The 17,780-nt window shown below is 37.4% G+C and carries 19 protein-coding genes; 14 read left to right on the plus strand and 5 right to left on the minus strand.

The features are described 5' to 3' along the window. Positions 1 to 247: 247 nt before the first annotated feature. Positions 248 to 2,377 (plus strand): carboxy terminal-processing peptidase, encoded by a 2,130-nt coding sequence (locus ACR1PO_RS09330; RefSeq protein ID WP_002982067.1) that lies wholly within the window; start codon positions 248 to 250, stop codon positions 2,375 to 2,377. A gap of 56 nt (positions 2,378 to 2,433) precedes the next feature. Here ACR1PO_RS09330 and ACR1PO_RS09335 read toward each other — a convergent pair whose 3' ends face one another. After that, positions 2,434 to 2,937 (minus strand): superoxide dismutase family protein, encoded by a 504-nt coding sequence (locus ACR1PO_RS09335; protein ID WP_433986591.1) that lies wholly within the window; start codon positions 2,935 to 2,937, stop codon positions 2,434 to 2,436. A gap of 213 nt (positions 2,938 to 3,150) precedes the next feature. Here ACR1PO_RS09335 and ACR1PO_RS09340 point away from each other — a divergent pair, with 213 nt between their 5' ends. The 10 genes from ACR1PO_RS09340 (at position 3,151) to ACR1PO_RS09385 (ending at position 11,776) form a co-directional block, all read left to right on the plus strand. Continuing rightward, on the plus strand, positions 3,151 to 3,798 hold the full coding sequence (locus ACR1PO_RS09340; RefSeq protein ID WP_433986592.1) for a 4'-phosphopantetheinyl transferase family protein: 648 nt from the start codon (positions 3,151 to 3,153) through the stop codon (positions 3,796 to 3,798). Between the two features lie 68 nt (positions 3,799 to 3,866). Then, a complete protein-coding gene (locus ACR1PO_RS09345; protein ID WP_433986593.1) occupies positions 3,867 to 4,790 on the plus strand; it encodes an AraC family transcriptional regulator in 924 nt (307 codons plus the stop codon). Between the two features lie 92 nt (positions 4,791 to 4,882). Beyond that, positions 4,883 to 7,129: a TonB-dependent receptor gene (locus ACR1PO_RS09350; protein ID WP_433986594.1), complete on the plus strand. Its 2,247-nt coding sequence runs from the start codon at positions 4,883 to 4,885 to the stop codon at positions 7,127 to 7,129. Between the two features lie 50 nt (positions 7,130 to 7,179). Continuing rightward, on the plus strand, positions 7,180 to 7,839 hold the full coding sequence (locus ACR1PO_RS09355) for a hypothetical protein (RefSeq protein WP_433986595.1): 660 nt from the start codon (positions 7,180 to 7,182) through the stop codon (positions 7,837 to 7,839). Between the two features lie 139 nt (positions 7,840 to 7,978). Further along, complete coding sequence (locus ACR1PO_RS09360) at positions 7,979 to 9,310, plus strand: histidine kinase (RefSeq protein ID WP_332388748.1); 1,332 nt, start codon at positions 7,979 to 7,981, stop codon at positions 9,308 to 9,310. Continuing rightward, positions 9,297 to 9,602, plus strand: a complete 306-nt coding sequence (locus ACR1PO_RS09365) for a 2TM domain-containing protein (RefSeq protein WP_332388746.1) — start codon at positions 9,297 to 9,299, stop codon at positions 9,600 to 9,602. Before ACR1PO_RS09360 ends, ACR1PO_RS09365 begins: the two co-directional genes overlap by 14 nt. Positions 9,603 to 9,678: 76 nt before the next feature. Continuing rightward, positions 9,679 to 10,248: a methyltransferase family protein gene (locus tag ACR1PO_RS09370; protein ID WP_433986596.1), complete on the plus strand. Its 570-nt coding sequence runs from the start codon at positions 9,679 to 9,681 to the stop codon at positions 10,246 to 10,248. A 123-nt stretch (positions 10,249 to 10,371) separates the two neighbouring features. Beyond that, the gene (locus ACR1PO_RS09375) at positions 10,372 to 10,668 is read left to right on the plus strand and encodes a 2TM domain-containing protein (RefSeq protein WP_002982083.1); all 297 of its coding nucleotides are present in this window, start codon (positions 10,372 to 10,374) and stop codon (positions 10,666 to 10,668) included. A 28-nt stretch (positions 10,669 to 10,696) separates the two neighbouring features. Further along, on the plus strand, positions 10,697 to 10,972 hold the full coding sequence (locus tag ACR1PO_RS09380; protein ID WP_332388743.1) for a 2TM domain-containing protein: 276 nt from the start codon (positions 10,697 to 10,699) through the stop codon (positions 10,970 to 10,972). A gap of 60 nt (positions 10,973 to 11,032) precedes the next feature. Continuing rightward, positions 11,033 to 11,776, plus strand: coding sequence for a LytR/AlgR family response regulator transcription factor (locus ACR1PO_RS09385; RefSeq protein ID WP_433986597.1), 744 nt, complete (start codon positions 11,033 to 11,035; stop codon positions 11,774 to 11,776). 93 nt (positions 11,777 to 11,869) lie between these two features. Here ACR1PO_RS09385 and ACR1PO_RS09390 read toward each other — a convergent pair whose 3' ends face one another. Then, positions 11,870 to 13,096, minus strand: a complete 1,227-nt coding sequence (locus ACR1PO_RS09390; RefSeq protein WP_433986598.1) for a DUF6051 family protein — start codon at positions 13,094 to 13,096, stop codon at positions 11,870 to 11,872. Positions 13,097 to 13,261: 165 nt separating this feature from the next. Continuing rightward, complete coding sequence (locus tag ACR1PO_RS09395; RefSeq protein WP_433986599.1) at positions 13,262 to 14,158, minus strand: hypothetical protein; 897 nt, start codon at positions 14,156 to 14,158, stop codon at positions 13,262 to 13,264. 113 nt (positions 14,159 to 14,271) lie between these two features. On the opposite strand from ACR1PO_RS09395, the gene ACR1PO_RS09400 reads away from it, so the two are divergent. Continuing rightward, positions 14,272 to 14,994 (plus strand): glycine-rich domain-containing protein, encoded by a 723-nt coding sequence (locus tag ACR1PO_RS09400; protein WP_433986600.1) that lies wholly within the window; start codon positions 14,272 to 14,274, stop codon positions 14,992 to 14,994. Positions 14,995 to 15,006: 12 nt separating this feature from the next. Further along, a complete protein-coding gene (locus ACR1PO_RS09405; protein WP_433986601.1) occupies positions 15,007 to 15,357 on the plus strand; it encodes a hypothetical protein in 351 nt (116 codons plus the stop codon). Between the two features lie 62 nt (positions 15,358 to 15,419). Here the strand turns inward: ACR1PO_RS09405 and ACR1PO_RS09410 are convergent, their stop codons facing one another. Both ACR1PO_RS09410 and mnmA read right to left on the minus strand, forming a co-directional pair. Next, positions 15,420 to 15,626, minus strand: coding sequence for a hypothetical protein (locus ACR1PO_RS09410; protein WP_332388739.1), 207 nt, complete (start codon positions 15,624 to 15,626; stop codon positions 15,420 to 15,422). A gap of 158 nt (positions 15,627 to 15,784) precedes the next feature. Next, entirely contained in the window at positions 15,785 to 16,972 is a 1,188-nt protein-coding gene (mnmA, locus tag ACR1PO_RS09415) for a tRNA 2-thiouridine(34) synthase MnmA (protein ID WP_332388738.1), read from the minus strand. A gap of 190 nt (positions 16,973 to 17,162) precedes the next feature. On the opposite strand from mnmA, the gene ACR1PO_RS09420 reads away from it, so the two are divergent. Beyond that, positions 17,163 to 17,690 carry a hypothetical protein gene (locus tag ACR1PO_RS09420; RefSeq protein ID WP_332388737.1) on the plus strand — a complete coding sequence of 176 codons (528 nt, stop codon included), beginning with the start codon at positions 17,163 to 17,165 and terminating at the stop codon, positions 17,688 to 17,690. The last annotated feature ends 90 nt before the right edge of the window (positions 17,691 to 17,780 follow it).

The raw sequence follows: 17,780 nt of genomic DNA on the forward strand, positions 1-17,780 counted from the left end.
AATGAAAAAAAATTGGAAAAAAACCTCGTAAAAAGAAATAAAATAATATGGTTTTGGATTGAAACTGCCTGACAGCAGGAAACGGATAACACTGTTTTGATTATTTGCAAATCTCTTTAAATAAAAATGACCAAAACTGTCGATATTTGTAAATAAGGTATTAAATTTGATCATTTGTAACAGTACCAAACTTACTGCTACTAATTATTATACTTATTTTAAAAAAATTAATAAATAAAGACAGTTTATGTGGAAAAATTTCAAACTGAATAAATTTTTACTCCTGATTCCATTAACCAGTCTAATGTTTTGTTTCAACTCGCCAAAGAATGACGATGAAAAGATGCAGACAATAATGGTGAGCGTAAAAAACACACTTTCTTATCTGCATTACAGCCCGAAAACTATCAATGATGCCTATTCGAAGGACGTTTATAAGCATTATTTCGAATTGGTAGACCCGGCAAAAAGATATTTCCTGCAATCTGATATGGACGAATTCAGCAAGCATGAAACAAAGCTTGATGATTATATAGGACAGGGTGATCTGACATTTTATAAACTTACCATTGACAGATTATACCAGAGAGTGGATGAAATCGATAAAATCACACAGGATATCTTCAGTAAACCGATCAATCTTCAGGAAGATGAAACCCTTACCCTTGAGCCAAAACTAAAAAAAGTACCTGCCAACAAACAGGAACAGTATAATGAGTGGAAAAAGTTCATCAAATACAATATCCTTCAGGAAGTTGAATCGATGAACAGTAAGGAAGAAGCTCAGAAAGAAAAGAAAGATTCTGTTCAGAAATTCAAACTGAAAGATACCATCAAACTGAAGGTGCTTACTCAGGATGAAAAGATCAAAAAAGCTACAGATGAAGTAAAAGATCTTGTAAAAGATACCTTTACCAGATTCAAAAAGAGAAAGAAAATGGATTGGTTTACCGTGTATATGAATGCATATACAGAAGTATTTGATCCGCATACGAACTACTATTCTCCAAAAGATAAAGAAGATTTTGATACCCAGTTTACCGGAAAAGTAATTGGTATCGGGGCGCTGATCCAGGAGAAAAAAGGAAATCTTTATCTGGGAGCTCTTACCATTGGCGCACCGGCATGGAAGTCTAAACAGCTTTCAGAAGGCGATAAAATCCTGAAAGTAAGATCCAAACCTAAAGAAGATGCGGTAAATGTTGTAGGAATGCTTTCTGATGAGGCAGTAAGGCTGATCAGAGGGGAAAAAGGAACTCCGGTAACATTAACGGTTCAGAAAAAAGACGGTACCATTAAAGATGTAACCATGATCCGTGAAGAGGTCGCTATTGAGGATACTTTTGCAAGAAGCATCGTTGTAAATGCTCCAAACGGTAAGAAATATGGTTTCATCAACCTTCCAAGCTTTAATGCGGATTTTGAAAATGCAAAAGGAAGAAATGCTTCTGATGACATTAAGAATGAGATTGTTAAGCTTAAAGCCCAGAATATTGAAGGAATCATTCTTGACCTTAGAAATAACGGTGGAGGTTCTTTAACTGAAGTAGGCGATATTATGGGGCTTTTCATGGAAGCAGGACCTTATGTTCAGGTAAAAGACGGAAACGGAAAAATACAGACGCTTAAAAATAAAAATGAAACGCCTATCTGGACTGGTCCGCTGGTAATCATGCAAAATGAACTTTCTGCATCCGCTTCGGAAATCCTTGCGGGAGTAATGCAGGATTATGGAAGAGCAATGATCATCGGGTCTCCTCAGTCTTTCGGAAAAGGAACCGTTCAGACTTTTGTTGATCTGAACAGATTCCTGAATACAGAAGATGACTTCGGATCCTTAAAACTGACCATCCAGAAATTCTACAGAATTACAGGAGAATCTACCCAGAGAAAAGGAATTGTATCCGATATCCAGATGAAAGACTTCTTTACCTATGCTGAGGTAGGAGAGCGATATGATGATTATGCATTGGCATGGGATAAAATTTCCCCTACAAAATTCCAGAAACTGAACTATTTCAATATTCAGGCCCTGGAAAAAGCAAGTGCTGACAGAATGGCTAAAAACAGCAATTATCAGTTGTTGTTGGAATCTGCCCAGTGGAGAGAAAAGCTGGATAAAGAAGAAAACATTACGCTGAATATAACGAAGTTCAACGAACTGATGAAGAACAGAAAATCTCAGATCGAAAAGTTCAAGGCTTTGACAAAATTTGAGAACGGACTTCAGTTTATCATGTACCCAAGTGAGATTGAAAGAGAGAAAAAAGATGAAGCTTTCAAGAAAAAATCTGAAATGTGGATTAAGAATCTGAAAAAAGATCTTTACCTGCAGGAAGCAATGAATATTGTCTCAGATATGGGCGCTAAGTCCTAATCATAAAAAAACCGCTAACCAAAAAGGTTAGCGGTTTTTTATTGAATAAAAGTAAATTATTTAATTTCTACACATCCTACTCTTCCTCCTGCATTTCCTGTAGGCTGAGTATGGAAGTCATCTGCTGCTGCATGTACAATAAGGCCTTTTCCGATAATGTTTTTAGACTCATCTGTACAGCCCAGACACCATTTGTCTGTTTTGAAAGTTAATGTTGCTGTTCCGTTCTGGTTGGCAACCAGGTTTCCTATATCTCCCATATGGAAATGTTCGGCTCCCCATTTACCATGATCATTCTTGGAAGGATTCCAGTGACCGCCCGCAGATGTCCCATCTGCCGCGGAGCAGTCTCCTTTTTCATGAATGTGTACTGCATGGATTCCAGGAGTAAGGTTCGTGATGTCCAGCTTCATTGTTACCTCACTTCCGTTTTGGGTAAACTTCGCTGTTCCTCCTGTCTGTGTTCCGCTTTTGGCATTTACAGAGTACGTTTTTGTAGTTCCGCATGATGCTGCTAAAAATGCACACCCTGCCAGTAATGCTAATGTTTGTACTTTCATTTTTTAAATGATTTATAGTGATTTTACCCTAAATTTAAAAAAGATTTTCCAATGCGCTTTATGATTCCTGTCTTTTTTTCAAAAGATACTGCGTATTACAGCTTTATTCCATCTTGTTTTAATCACGGCTCATCCACTTATGATCAGATTGTTATTGGCATTAAAACAACCCGGAAAAAGCTTATTTTTAATGTGGAATTATTATATATAAACATGGTCATTCTGTACACCTTTATCAGCGAAGAAAAACATCTGTTTTTTTTGGATAGATACATGTCCGGTTTTTCTCCGGAAACTCAACAGGCTATCCTGAGATACAGAAGATGGCAGGATGCACAGCTTTCTTTACTCGGAAAAGTTCTTTTACAATACGGATTGAGAGCTTATTATAATATCTCTGATATAGAGACAGGTCTTCTCCCTAACAGAAAACCCTACCTGAAGGATCATCATCTTCATTTCAATATATCGCATTCCAAGGATCTTGTTGTCTGTGCCATTGCGGAATATCCTTTGGGAATAGATGTGGAATTCAATGATCCGAAGATCAGCTATCAGGATTTTATATTTCAGATGACAGACAGAGAACTTCTTGAAATTCAAAATGCTGATGATAAAATAAAAGGATTTTTCACCTATTGGACAAGAAAGGAAGCTGTAATCAAAGCGCATGGAGACGGAATGATGATTCCCCTGGAATCTTTCGAAATAGCAAATAACGAATGTATTATTGAAGGGGAAAAGTTCTTTACCAGAGAGATTTTTATTCATGAAGGCTACCACGGATATATCGCCTCTTCAGATCGGGAAATTAAAAAAGCTGTTCCTCTTTTTAAACATTGGGAAGAAGCTGTTTTATAACTGATGAATGCATAAATTTCTGAGAATAGCAATAATAGACAAACAAATCTCAGCCTGAAAAAATATCTTTGTGCACATATACTTTTGAATTGGAAGAATATAAAAAACGGATTGTAAAAACACTTCAATATATTGATAACCATCTTGATGCAGATTTGTCTCTGGAGAAAGTTTCAGAGGTAAGTGCCTATTCCCCGTTTCATTTCCACAGAATATTTAAGCTGGTTACAGGAGAAACTCTTCAGAACTATATTATCAGGAAGAAAACAGAAAAGAGTGCTCTCTGTCTTGCCTTGCATAAAAGTATGGAAATAAGGGATATCTACTGGGATCTTGGATTCTCCAGCCATTCTGCTTTCTGCAAAACATTCAAAAAATATTACGGATTAGCGCCTACGGAATTCAGGAGGTCGGCACCGGAAAAGTTTCACAGGATTGTACAGAAGCAGAGCAAGAACGGACAAGTTGATACGGTTTTCAGCCAATACATTTGCAACATCGAAAACCTGTTAAACTGGACGAAAGTGAATTTAAAAATTGAAGTAAAAGAAATGCCGGAAATGCACCTGGCATCCGTAATGAGCCTTGGAATAGCCAATGTAGAGCCTTCTTTCAATGTATTGGTAGACTGGGCGGTAAAGAAGAATCTTTTTCCCAAAGAGAATATGAAAATGATTTCCGTTTATCATGACAGCTGCAAAATAACACCTCTTGATAAAGTCAGGATTCACGCCTGCATGCTTCTGGATGAAAAACTGCAGAAACAGCAAGGAGAAGTTTTTGCGGAAACTTTAGATGCCGGAAAATACATTGTAGGAAGTGGTGAAGTTACCCTGAATGACTTTGAGCAATGCTGGGTCTCTTTGTTTTTATGGATGAATGAGCACCATTACACGATGAGGAGAACCTTTCCCTATGAAATTTATCACTCTAATTTTAAAGAACATCCGGAAGGAAAAATGGTTGTGGATTTTTGTATCCCGGTTCATTAATTACCATTCGGTAGCAAAAGAATGCCTTTCGGTAACAATTTTTTTACAGGAAGGTATTTACTGTGCTATTTTTGACGCAGAAAACAATAAAAATGAAAACACAAGGACAAAACATACCGGTTCTTTTTTTCCTGATTGCCTCCATTATGGGATATTCTCAGGTGAAAATATCGGGGAAAGTATCCTTCAAAAACAAAGGAGTGGCCGAGGTAAATGTAACACTTAAAGATACTTACGACGGGACAACCACTGATACACAAGGTAATTTTACATTTGAAACCTCAGAAAAAGGAGCTCATATCATTACTTTTACCCATCCGAAATATGAAAATGTAGAAAGACCGGTTTCTATTGAAAATCAGGATGTTTCTTTGAATGTCGACCTTAAAGAACAGATCAGCGAAATTGATGCAGTTGTCGTTTCTGCAGGATCTATTGAAGCCAGCGATAAAAAAAGAGCAACAGCGCTGCTTACTCCCATTGATATTTATACCACAGCAGGAGCCGATGGGCAGATTTCTTCAGCACTGACGTATCTTCCCGGGGTACAAAAAGTAGGCGGAACAGAAGGTCTTTTCATCAGAGGGGGTACAGGAACGGAGTCTAAAATTTTTATGGATGGAAGTCTTATCAACAATTATTTTTCCAATTCAGTTCCGGGAATTGCAGGAAGAGATCAGTTCAATACCTCTCTTTTTAAAGGAAATATATTTTCAAGTGGTGGCTATTCTGCACTGTATGGGCAGGCTCTTTCAGGAGCATTGATGCTGGAAAGTGTGGATCTTCCGGATGAAACTTCTTATAATGTTGGGATTTCACCTATTTTCCTGAATGCCGGCTTTCAGAAGTTATCAGGTAATAAAAATTATTCGTACGGGGCTACAGCAGGATATTCCCTTTTAAGTCTGATGCAGAAAGTTTTTAATTTTAATACAGATTTTGTTGAAGCGCCACAAGGGTTTAACGGAGACCTGAATTTCAGATTTAAAACAAAATCAGGAGGATTTTTTAAATACTACGGAATGTTCAACTCCAATAGAATGGGTGTAAAGTCGGAAAGTCTTGAACCCGGATCCGATTTCAGCCTGGTAAAGCTTAATGGTAAAAATACTTTTCATAATCTCTCTTTTAAGCAGAAATTCGGAAAATATCTGCTGAATGTGGGTGGCTCTTACTCTTATAACAGATCGGATCTTCATTTTTCTATACAAACCAGTGATATCGAATCTAACAGAAGCCAGCTTCTGACAGACGGAAATTATCTGAATTTTAAAGCTGTTCTTGAAAGAAAAATCAATAGGATAAGTGCAGTAAGGGGAGGTTTTGAACTTAATAATACCGATGAAAACCTGAATTTTGAAGCCGTACAAAAGCATTACAAGGATTTGATCTCATCAGCTTTTGTTGAAACAGATCTCGGCTTCAGTAATGCATTGTTAGCGAAAATAGGAGTAAGAACGGAACATTCATCATTCTTAGGGAAGAACAATATTGCACCACGTTTTGCGGTTGCCTATCGTCTGGCAAAAGACTGGACCACTTCGTTAGCTTACGGACTTTTTTATCAGAATCCGGAAAGTAAATACATCAACGGACCTGCAAATCTTGGTTTCCAGAAATCTCAGCATTATATCTTCCAGGTTCAGAGAGCATCAGAAGGCAGAACTTTACGTTTTGAGGCATTTTACAAAAAATATGACCAGTTGATTAAAACGTTCAATATTACCCAGGATAAAGAGCAGAATCAGCAGATCCAGACTGCACTGAACAATAATGGATACGGATATGCCAAAGGACTGGAGTTTTTCTGGAGAGATAATAAAAAAACATTTGAAAATATTGATTACTGGATCAGTTACTCGTATCTGGATTCAAAAAGAGATTTCCTGAATTATCCTGTGAGCCTGCAGCCAGGTTTTGCAGCAGAACATACGCTTTCAGCAGTGGCAAAAAGATTTATTCCGGAATGGAAACTGGGGGTAAACCTGTCTTATACCTATGCGAAAGGACGTCCTTATTATGATATTGCATCTAAGACTTATAATGGAGAAGTGATTAATTATACACGTAATGAAGGGAGATTGAAAGATTACAACGCATTGAATTTCAGTATCAATTATCTTCCGAATATCGGTAAAAAGGATGCGAAATCTTTTCCCGTATTTGTGCTGAGTATCAGTAATATTTTAGGATCAAAAAATGTATATGGCTATAATTTCTCGGCAGATGGCTCCAGAAGCTCCGCAATTGTGCCGCCGGTCAATACTTTTGTATTCATAGGAGCATTTATAAGTTTCGGAGTAGACAAAACAGATGATGCTATCAATAATAATTTATAAAAAACATAACTTAGAACCCACAAACATCACTAACTTTTAAAATTTGAATCATGAAAAAATACCTTTTAAGCTTTGCTTTAGCTTTTATGAGTTTAACTGCTTTTGCACAGGCAGATTACGACAAAGTAATGTCTGATAAAATCGCCAGGATAGAAACCTGTAAAACACCGGAAGACTTCCAGGCACTGTCCAACGACTTCCAGAGAATAGGGAGCAAAGAAAGCTCGAAATGGCTTCCGGCTTACTATGCAGCTTTTTCTTTAATTCAGAAAGGAAGAGTCCTGATGAGAGAGGGGAAAATGCAGGAGCTGGATGTTATCGCTGATCAGGCTGAGAAACACCTTTCAATGGCTCAGAATCTTGCCGGAACTGATAATGCGGAAATTCATCTGTTGAGAAAAATGTCTTATTCTCTGAGAATGATGGTAAATCCTGCCCAGCGTTACATGACAGACGGTGCAAGAGCAGCAGAAGAGCTTAATGTTGCAGAGAAATTAGATCCTTCAAATCCGAGAATTGCCCTGATCAAGGCAGAAGATACGTATTTTACTCCTGAACAGTACGGAGGCAGTAAAACGAAGGGATTGGAGATGTTTAAAGATGCTCAGACAAAATTTAAAGCCTACAAACCCAAAACTGTTTTAGATCCTAACTGGGGAAAAGCTGAAGCAGATTATTTCCTGAGCCTGCCTGCAGAAAAAGCAAAATAGTTTTCTATATTTTACGTAAAAATCAACCTTCATTCGTGAAGGTTTTTTTATACCATTCAGAAAAGAAAATCAGCCCTTCGGTAAGAATTAATTTTTGATACCTTTAATAAAAACTAATTTTGAGTCAAGAAAACAGATCATGAAGCGTAAATACCTTATAACATTACTTTGGACTTCGTTAGGAACCACATTGTTTTTTTTCTTGTTTTTTAATGATGAAAAGACAATGCAGACCTTTTTGATCACTTTGCTCCTTTCGACGATGTATTCTTTTGTTCTGGGGTTTGGAAACGGATTCATCAATGAATTTCTCAATAAAAAATTTCCCTGGTCAGAAGCTACCCGTACGAGGGCTGTCTTAAGTATTGTTTCCATTATCATCGGAAACTTTGTTCTGGTCTATTTCTGTAATTATATGAACTATGTTGTCATTCAGAAAACAGCCAGTGCAGAAGAGTTCTTCTCATCAAAATATGGAGTTACCAATTGGTTTATGATCAATATTGCTCTGCTGATCTCCGCTTTTCTGCACGCAAAAAGTTTTATGGAGGAGCTGAAGAAGACTTCCAGAAAAGAAGTGGTGGAGCAGAAGCTTATTGCCAAATCTGCGAATGCACAGTTTGAGAGTTTAAAGAACCAGCTGGATCCTCATTTCCTTTTTAATTCGTTGAATGTCTTAAGCTCCCTGATTGATGAAAATCCCCGACAGGCTCAGAAGTTTACCGCTTCAATGTCAAAGATTTACCGCTATGTACTTGAACAGAAAGATAAGGAGCTGGTGACGGTAGAAGATGAAATAGAATTTGCAAAAACCTATTGTGAACTTTTAAAAACAAGGTTTGAAGACAGTGTGGATTTCAGTTTTGATGTTCCCGGGGGAGACTATCAGAAATATGTGGTTCCGCTTTCCCTGCAGCTGCTGCTTGAAAACTGTATCAAACATAATTTTGCGACATCGTCAAAACCACTTACTATCAGAATTTTTTCAGACGGAAATACCCTCTGCATTGAAAACAATCTGCAGGTACGAGAACAGATCAAAGAAAGCTCCGGGATTGGTCTTGCCAATATTGTACAGCGTTATTCTCTTCTTACAGAAAGAAATGTCTTTATAGAAAAATCTGAAGATCATTTTAAAGTAAAGCTTCCGATGCTTTTAGCTAAGCCTCAGATTACCATTGAAGAACCTGAAGAGGAGGCTGCTGCTTATAAAAGAGCCCAAAAGAGGGTAAGAGAAATGAAAAAGTTTTATTCCAGCCTGATTACGTACTGTATTATTATTCCTTTTTTATTCTTTGTCAATCTTTTAACAAGTAAGGGAGAGTATTGGTTTTGGTATCCGGCATTAGCCTGGGGAATGGTTTTGGCTTTCAGGGCTTTCAAAATTTTCGGAATCGGGGAGTCCTGGCAGGAAAAGAAGATCAGAGAAATTATGAATCAACAAAAAAACAGAAGCAATGGAAAAATTTGATGAAAATGATATCCACTATCAGCAGGCTAAAAAGCAGGTGGAACAACTGACCGGCTTTTATGGGCATTTATTTGTTTATGTGGCAGTAAACATCATTATTGTCTTTTATAATATTTCACATCTGGAACCGGGAGAAAGCTATTTTCAGTTTAAAAACTTCTTCACTGCCATCTTTTGGGGAATCGGACTTCTGGCTCATGCGCTTTCCGTTTTTTTACCAAAAATCGGAGCCGTAAAAAAGTGGGAGGAAGATAAGATCCGTGAAATAATTGATAAGAAAAAAAATCATTAAAAAACAGCAAACTGTGTAAATGCAGGCTTCGTTTTTAGTGATTCATTTAAAAATTAACCATAAAAACCTAACGGAAATGAATACTTTATCCATTCTATTTTATATTTCAATGGCTGCCTGGTTTCTTACGGAGATATTGTATAAAAACAGGCTTAAATCCGGTAAAGAAGACAAAAAAGATAAGGACAGATCTACCCTGAATATTTTATGGCTGGCCATTCCTTTTTCCATTATGAGCTCTGTAATTATATCCTATAATACCCGCTTACCGATAATTAAGACTAACTGGATTCTTTATCTGGGAGAGTTTTTCATTCTGGCCGGGATTATTTTCAGATACATTATGATCAGGTCCCTGGGAAAATATTTTACGGTAGATGTTACCATCAGACAGGACCATAAAATCAAAAAAGAAGGATTTTATAAATACCTGAGACATCCTTCCTATGCTTTTTCCCTGTTAACATCACTTGGACTTGGCTTGTATCTCAATAACTGGCTTTCATTACTCTTTGCTTTTGTGCCTCCTTTTTTAGCTTTCGCCTATAGGATTAAAATTGAAGAACAGGCTTTGGTAGAGCAGTTTGGAGAAGAATATATCGCTTACAGAAAAAGTACTAAAAAGCTGATTCCTTTTATCTATTAAGTTGAGGTTCTTACCATTCAGGTATCATTTTCTACCGTTCGGTAATATAAAATTGATTGGAGGCTTCTTTCTTAGCTACCTTTGACTCAAGAAAAACAAATTAACCTTTAAAACAAAAACATTATGGAAATTTTACCTGATAAAGAAACAATTGCTTACAGAAAAGCTACTAGAAGAGTAAAAGAACTGAAAGAGTTTTATGGAAATCTTACTTCTTACTGTCTTGTAATTCCCTTTTTAGCTGTACTGAATATTCTTACTGCTCCCGGATATTTATGGTTTTTATGGCCTGCACTGGGTTGGGGGATCGGACTTGCATTTCATGCCGTTAATGTATATGGAATCGGCAAAGAATGGGAGGAAAGAAAAATAAAAGAACTGATGGATAAAGAAGAAAAACCAAAAATAAAAACATTTTAACCCATAATAACTAAAAAATTATACAATCATGGATTACCAAACTGCCTGCACAAGAACCCAAAACATCAAAAAATTCTACAGAAGCATTTTCATATTTGCGATCGTTGCTGTGCTTATTGCTCCCGACGATATTTTTGATGAAAAGATAATCAGAATCCAATTATTCGACAGGTATGCCATACTTGGAATATGGGGGCTTATCCTTCTTGTAAAAGCGATAAAGCTGTTTCTTTTTGATTCCGAATGGGAAAGGGATATGATTGAAAAAGAACTCAGAAAAGAGAAAAAGCCGATAGACTATTAAAATCTGTCCGCTTTTATCTACCTTTATTTCCTGAAATCTGAAAACCAAAAGTAAAGCTCAATGATCAAAACTGTTATTATAGAAGACGAAAAACCGGCTTCAAGGAAATTGGAAAGAATGCTGGGTAATTTCCCTGAAATTGAAATAGTTGCTAAAATAGAATCAGTAGAAGAAGGAGTTGCCTGGTTTTCTGAAAATGAGCATCCCCAGCTGATTTTCTCCGATATTGTTTTAGGTGACGGTCTTTCTTTTGATATCTTTGAAAAGGTACCTACCAAAGGGTTCATCATTTATACGACAGCTTTTGACCAGTACACGCTGAAAGCATTTAAACTGAACAGCATCGATTATCTTTTAAAGCCCATTCTTGATGAAGATCTTGAAGGCGCTGTTGAGAAGTTCAAATCATTCATTCCTGCAAATGATACCAATGCTTCTCAGGATATCAAACAGCTGATCAGAAAAGAAAAATCAACACTTTCCAGAGTTTTGGTTAAAATAGGATATAACCTTAAAATTATACAGACTCATGAAATAAGCTGTTTTTTCAGTGAGAATAAAATCGTTTACCTTCAGACGGAAGACCGTAGTTATCCATCAGATTTTACGCTTGATGAGCTGGAAGACGTTCTGGATGAAAAAAAGTTTTTCCGTGTCAACAGACAGTTTATTATAAGCTCAGATTATATTAAAAATATCCATACTTCGCCTTACTATAAAGTAGAGCTGGAATTTCAGCCTGATGACGAGATTACGGTAAGCAGAGACCGTGTGAAAGATTTCAAAGACTGGTTAGTCAGTTGATAAACAACCTTTAAAAACAAACACCATGGATCTTATATTATTGATTTTTAAACTTTTCCTTTCTCTTTTTTATCCCTGAAATCAAAAGAATAATCAGCCGTTATAAAACCGGGCGGCAGATGTTATAAACTGATGGAAGGCTTCCGTAACTTCTTTCCTGTGCTTATGGGCAAGAGGAAAAGGAACCATATGGGAATATTCATACGGAAAGTCTTTGATTTCAATATCAACGTTGATATTCCTGTAACCTCCCTGCAGTGTATTTAAAGCTTCGATTGGAGGGGCAACACTATCTTTCTCCAGCACATAAGCTTTGATGTGGGTTTGGATTTCCTGAATCCTTTCTTCCCTCTCTTGCTGAAAATAATTATAGCGGAGCATCTTTTTAAACCAGCTTTCCTGTGGGTGTAATGCTTCGGTCTGATAGTGCTTCAGCCGGGCATCTGATTTGAAATCCGAACTCAGGAGCTCCGTAAAAACAGACTGCATTTTAACGGTTGCCTGGGTATCCATAATGTATTTGGATATCGGAAACATCCGGTCGATGGTCATTCCGCCGCAAAAGCAGAAAACTTTCGATTCGGAAAAGTAATGATCCGGATCAGCCATTTTGATGATCATGGAGAGGAAAGATCCTATGGAATACCCGAATAAATCTAATTTTGCATCCTGGGAAATACTTTTTAAGTGGCCGTTTTTGATATCTTTTACCACTTCGGTGATATCAGAATAGGTCTGAAGGCCGGACCAGAACATCCTTTGGGGATGAGCTTCCAGCCGGGAACTTATGGCAGCATTTACATAAGAATAATTCATGTTTTCCGGATACTTTTTCTTTCTGAAATGTACTACTTCCATCATGTGATGGCGGTCACTCCAGATAGGTTCCGCACGGTTCATATGAAAAGCGATAGGGAAAAGAACAATGGCTTTTTTCGTTCTTTGGGCCAGTTCATATGCCCACGGAAGATATTTGTCCCATTTCTTCTCATTCAGGCCATGAAAGAAAAAAATACATCCGTCTGCTTTTTCAATATCTGCGCTCTTCAGAAGGTAATATTCAAACTTTTTGTTGCATTCAATTTCGAAATCTTTAATGTCTACTGTTGGATGATTATAAACAAGATACCCCTTTTCGCTGATTTCCAGGGTCTGCTGGTGTTTATTGCAATGCTGATGCTCCGAACCGTACAGAAGGTCAGAATCTTTAGATTCAAAAGGAACTGACTCAATGGTTACATTCAGCTCCTTTATTTCAATGGTGCTTTTTCCTGAATCAAAATGACTCTTCAATACTTCATACAATTCATAATATTCCATAACGGTGCCATTGAGGGGTTCATAATTAGAACTATCAAGTTAAAGAATTATTGCAGTAATCTGCTGGTTTTGAATGATTAAATGTATTCCAGGCATAAGAGAAATATAATAGAAGCAGCATAACGAACCCTTTGGTGAATTTTTAATGAGATCAGCAGGTCTTAATTATCTGTAATCAATCCTGTTGGATTCTGTATCTTCAAGCTGTTTTACAATAGATTCCGGAATCTCATCACTGTCAATCGGAAAGCTGATAGAGTCGGAAATAAAATTTTTCCTGTCTGCTTTTCTGAAGATTTCAAACAAGGCAATCGGCTCCTGATTGAAGCTTATACAAGTGCTTATAAAGTGGATTTCGTGGAGTTTATAGTCCGGATTCTTAAGTTTTTCTTTACTATCTTTTATCCTTGAAATAAAATGCCTCTGACGGATAAAAGTATTGCTGTTCATAATGATGAAAACATAATCCGAATAGGCGGTTACTTTTCCAAAATATTTATGGTGATCGCCGCCGCTTCTCTCAATAAAATATTCTCCGGTAGTTTCCGACTTATAAATTTCCATCGCAGAGCGCCATATACGGTCTTCTTCTGCCATCAAAGGATTATCAGGCAGATTTCGGTTATATGAATACCAGCAGCCTACCAAACGGTCTAAAAGTGCTGTATTCAGATTAACATTGTTCATTTCAATTCTCAGGTCATTAAAATTGAATGATTCCGTATTGGAATTAATAAAATCTATATAATTCGAATAACCCAGAGCTTTAACGATAAGGCTAAGTTTGGCAAGGTTCGGCCTGCTCAGAACAGCATTTTCATTCTGTTTGAATTTTTTCAGCTTATTGATAATCAGATGTTCATACAGGTAATTTGTTCCCAGAAGATCAGGTTCTTTTTTTATCTCCTTTTCAGCATGATTACTGACAATCAGATCATTCAGTTCAGCACTTATATAAGACCATTCGGTTTTGGTAACATCTTCCCAATGGTTTTTCTTTAAAAACTGCCGGCTTAAGAAATTCATAAGCTTTTCAAGATGCAGAATATCCTCCTTTTTCATGGGTTGGTTTTATAAGACTAATTTAAGATTTTTATCAAACCAAAAAAGACTTTTGAAAGACTTTTATATTGTATAATCCATTGATATTTGAATAGAAAACAAATAGTAAGACAATGGAAACAAAAATGGTATTAAAAGACGAATCTCTTTGGAAAAGGATACAGGAGTTTTCTCTGGATGCTCCCGGTGTTGATTTTCCCTTTTCAAAGAAGCTGGCAAAAGAACAAAACTGGAGCCTTGATTTTGCTAAGAAGGCCATTGAAGAATACAAAAAGTTTGTATATCTGTGCTGTATTCTTCCCAGCGGCGCTTCTCCCAGCAAAGTTGTAGATAAGGTATGGCATATGCACCTGATCTATACCCGGAACTATTGGGAAGAATTTTGTCCGGATATTCTGAAAAAACCTCTTCATCATCACCCATCCAATGGAGGAATAACAGAAAAAGAGAAACATCAGAACTGGTTTGAAGATACCCTGGCCGCCTACCGGAAAGTATTTCAGCAGGAAGCCCCGGAAGAAATCTGGAAAGCGCCGGGGAAGAAATCGAAAGTGCAGACCCGGATAAAAAAGATCGCTTCCTTTACCCCGGGTTTCATTTTGCTGATGCTGTTCTCATGCACTGAAGGGAATGGATTTACAGGCTTACTCGTGACAGGAGTTGTATTTGCAGTTATTTTCATCCTGGGAGTGGTTGTATCTGTCATCGGAGATCATGAAGCTTCAGCCCCCAATGGAAAAAAGAAAGCAGATAGTGATGGAGGAAGCTGCGGCGGATCAAGCTGCGGCAGCGGTTGTGGAGGAGGCTGCGGCGGTTGTGGAGGCTGTGGCGGATAAAAACTAATGAGTATGAAAAAGATCATCATTCTTTCGGTTCCTGTTGTGATCAGCCTTATATGGCTTTGGACAACATATCAGACATTTAATCCTGTTATACTTAAAGGGCCCGGTTTCCTGAAGTTCTATATTTTACTGATGCTTGGTTTCTACGCTTCGGTCTTTATGCTCAGTTCCTTTAAAGAAAAGATTTCAGAAGTGACACTTTATTTTACCGGCTTTATTTTTTTATTGGGAATTATAAAGCTGATCAGAGGAATTGTATTGGAAAAACCTGTTGGTTTTCTGGTTATGGTTTTAATAGCAGAATGTATTGTTACATTGGTTTTTATGTCAGGTTATTTTAATAAAAAGATTAAATAAATACTTTTATAAAAAAACAAACCCGAAACGAATGTTCCGGGCTTTATTAGGTAGGGCTGACATTAAATATCTTTCTTTTCATTGGCCGGTTTGTGACTATATTTCCGGACCATAACGGAAGTCAGAATTACCAGCATTAAGGCCAGCGCGATGTTGGATTTTTCCGGATGTACAATGGCCTGATAAAGATTATACCCAAAAACTGCAGATACAATGGTAATCAGGATATTGTTTGCATAAGCATACTGGTTTTTTGCAGATGTTTTCATAGTAGTATTTTTATTGTTATTTACTGAGTAAGTATGATCACTTAAAAAACGTTACAGTAAAATTTCAAAAAAATATTCTCCTTAAAAAAACAGTCCCGGTATCCTTAAAAGCTCTTCATTCAGGAACTCGCACCATTAAATCCCGAATCCCGAAACCCTTACGAAATCACGCCGCTGCCGATCAATTCCTCATCGATATACCAGGAAGCAAACTGACCTTCAGCAATAGCAGACTGGAGCTCATCAAACTCAATATAAAAGGCATTTTCAAACTGATACAGGGTTGCTTTCTGCAAAGGCTGTCTGTATCTGAATCTTGCCATTACTTCCATAGATTCACCATTCTGAAGTCTCATATCCTCACGTACCCAGTGCAGTTCTGAATTATCAATTTTCAGCGCTTTTTTGTGTAATCCCGGGAAATGACTGCCTTCTCCTACGAAAAGGATGTTGTTTTCCATGTCTCTGGAGATGATAAAACAGCTTTCTTTGTGTCCGCCTATTCCAAGCCCTTTGCTTTGTCCGATCGTGAAAAACTGGGCTCCCTGATGCTTCCCGATCACTTTTCCGTCGGATTTTTTATAATTGATTTTTCTTGATAAATATTCCAGCTCTTCTTCTTTAGAGGAAAATTCAGGCTTTTCTTCTGAAAAAAGAGGAGAATCTTTGAAAATTTCTACAATTTCCCCTTCGTTAGGTTTCAATTGCTGTTGCAAAAACTGTGGAAGGCTTACTTTTCCGATAAAGCATAAACCCTGTGAATCTTTTTTATCCGCCGTTACAAGCCCGATTTCTTTTGCGATCTCTCTTACCTGTGGCTTTGTAAGTTCGCCGATAGGGAATAATGCTTTTGAAAGCTGATCCTGACTTAGCTGGCAAAGGAAATAGGACTGATCTTTATTATTGTCTTTCCCTGCCAGAAGATGGAAAATTTCTTTGCCGTTTTCATCAAAAGTGGAAGTTACCCTTGCATAATGTCCTGTTGCAACCTTATCTGCACCCAAAGACATTGCGGTCTTCATAAATACATCGAATTTTACTTCTCTGTTACACAATACATCGGGGTTGGGAGTTCTGCCTTTTTCGTACTCGGCAAACATATAATCAACGATACGTTCTTTGTAAAGTTCACTCATGTCTATTACCTGGAAAGGAATTCCAAGCTTTTGTGCCACCATAAGGGCATCATTACTGTCCTCAATCCAGGGACATTCATCTTCTAATGTTACGGAAGCATCGTTCCAGTTTCTCATGAATAAAGCCACTACTTCATGGCCCTGCTGCTGCAGCAAATAAGCTGTAACACTAGAATCTACACCTCCGGAGAGGCCTACTACTATTTTCATTGTATTTCAATTTTACGAAACTCTTAACGGGAGTTCTTAGTTTGATGCGGCAAAAATACAACTAATAAAGTCGTAAAAAAACCATAATTTTAAACATTGATAAAAACGATAGTAATCGGGATGGCCATCTTGCCGGCTTATAACGGGTGACGGATGGATAAAATAGCATCAAAACAAAATATATCTAGATATGAAAAAGTTTATTATTTCTATGATGCTGATAGGATCAGGATCAGTATTTTCCCAGGTTTCTGTAGGCACACCGGTACAGGAAAACAGCAAATGGACCTTCGGAGGGGGCATCGGGGTAGGATTTGGAAGTAACAGTGCTTTTAACCTGTCTGCTTCACCCAGAGTAGGCTACAGGTTAACTGATGATCTTGAAGGAGGAGTAGTGGGAACAGTTTCCTGGCAGACTTCGGACTATTATAAATCAACAATGTTCGGGGTAGGTCCTTTTGTCAATTATTATTTTGCCAGAACATTTTATTTGGGAGCCAACTATCAACATTATTTCATTGATTACAAGGATAAATATTACGACTACAAATATAATACGGAGGAAAATGCATTGTATCTGGGAGGAGGATATATGCAGCGGATCGGGAATAATTCCTTTATGCAGCTGGGATTAATGTACAATGTGCTCTGGAAACAGAATTCCAGTGTGTTTTCCAGTGGCCTGGTCCCAACTATCGGTTTTGTGGTTGGGCTTTAATACCTGATGGATTATAGGAACGGGCTTTAGCCCGTTCAATACAATATTCAAAAAAACATTGGCTTTAGCCAGACTTATACAAACAAAAAG

The organism is Chryseobacterium amylolyticum (genome assembly GCF_051011775.1).
Classification (GTDB): Bacteria; Bacteroidota; Bacteroidia; order Flavobacteriales; family Weeksellaceae; genus Chryseobacterium.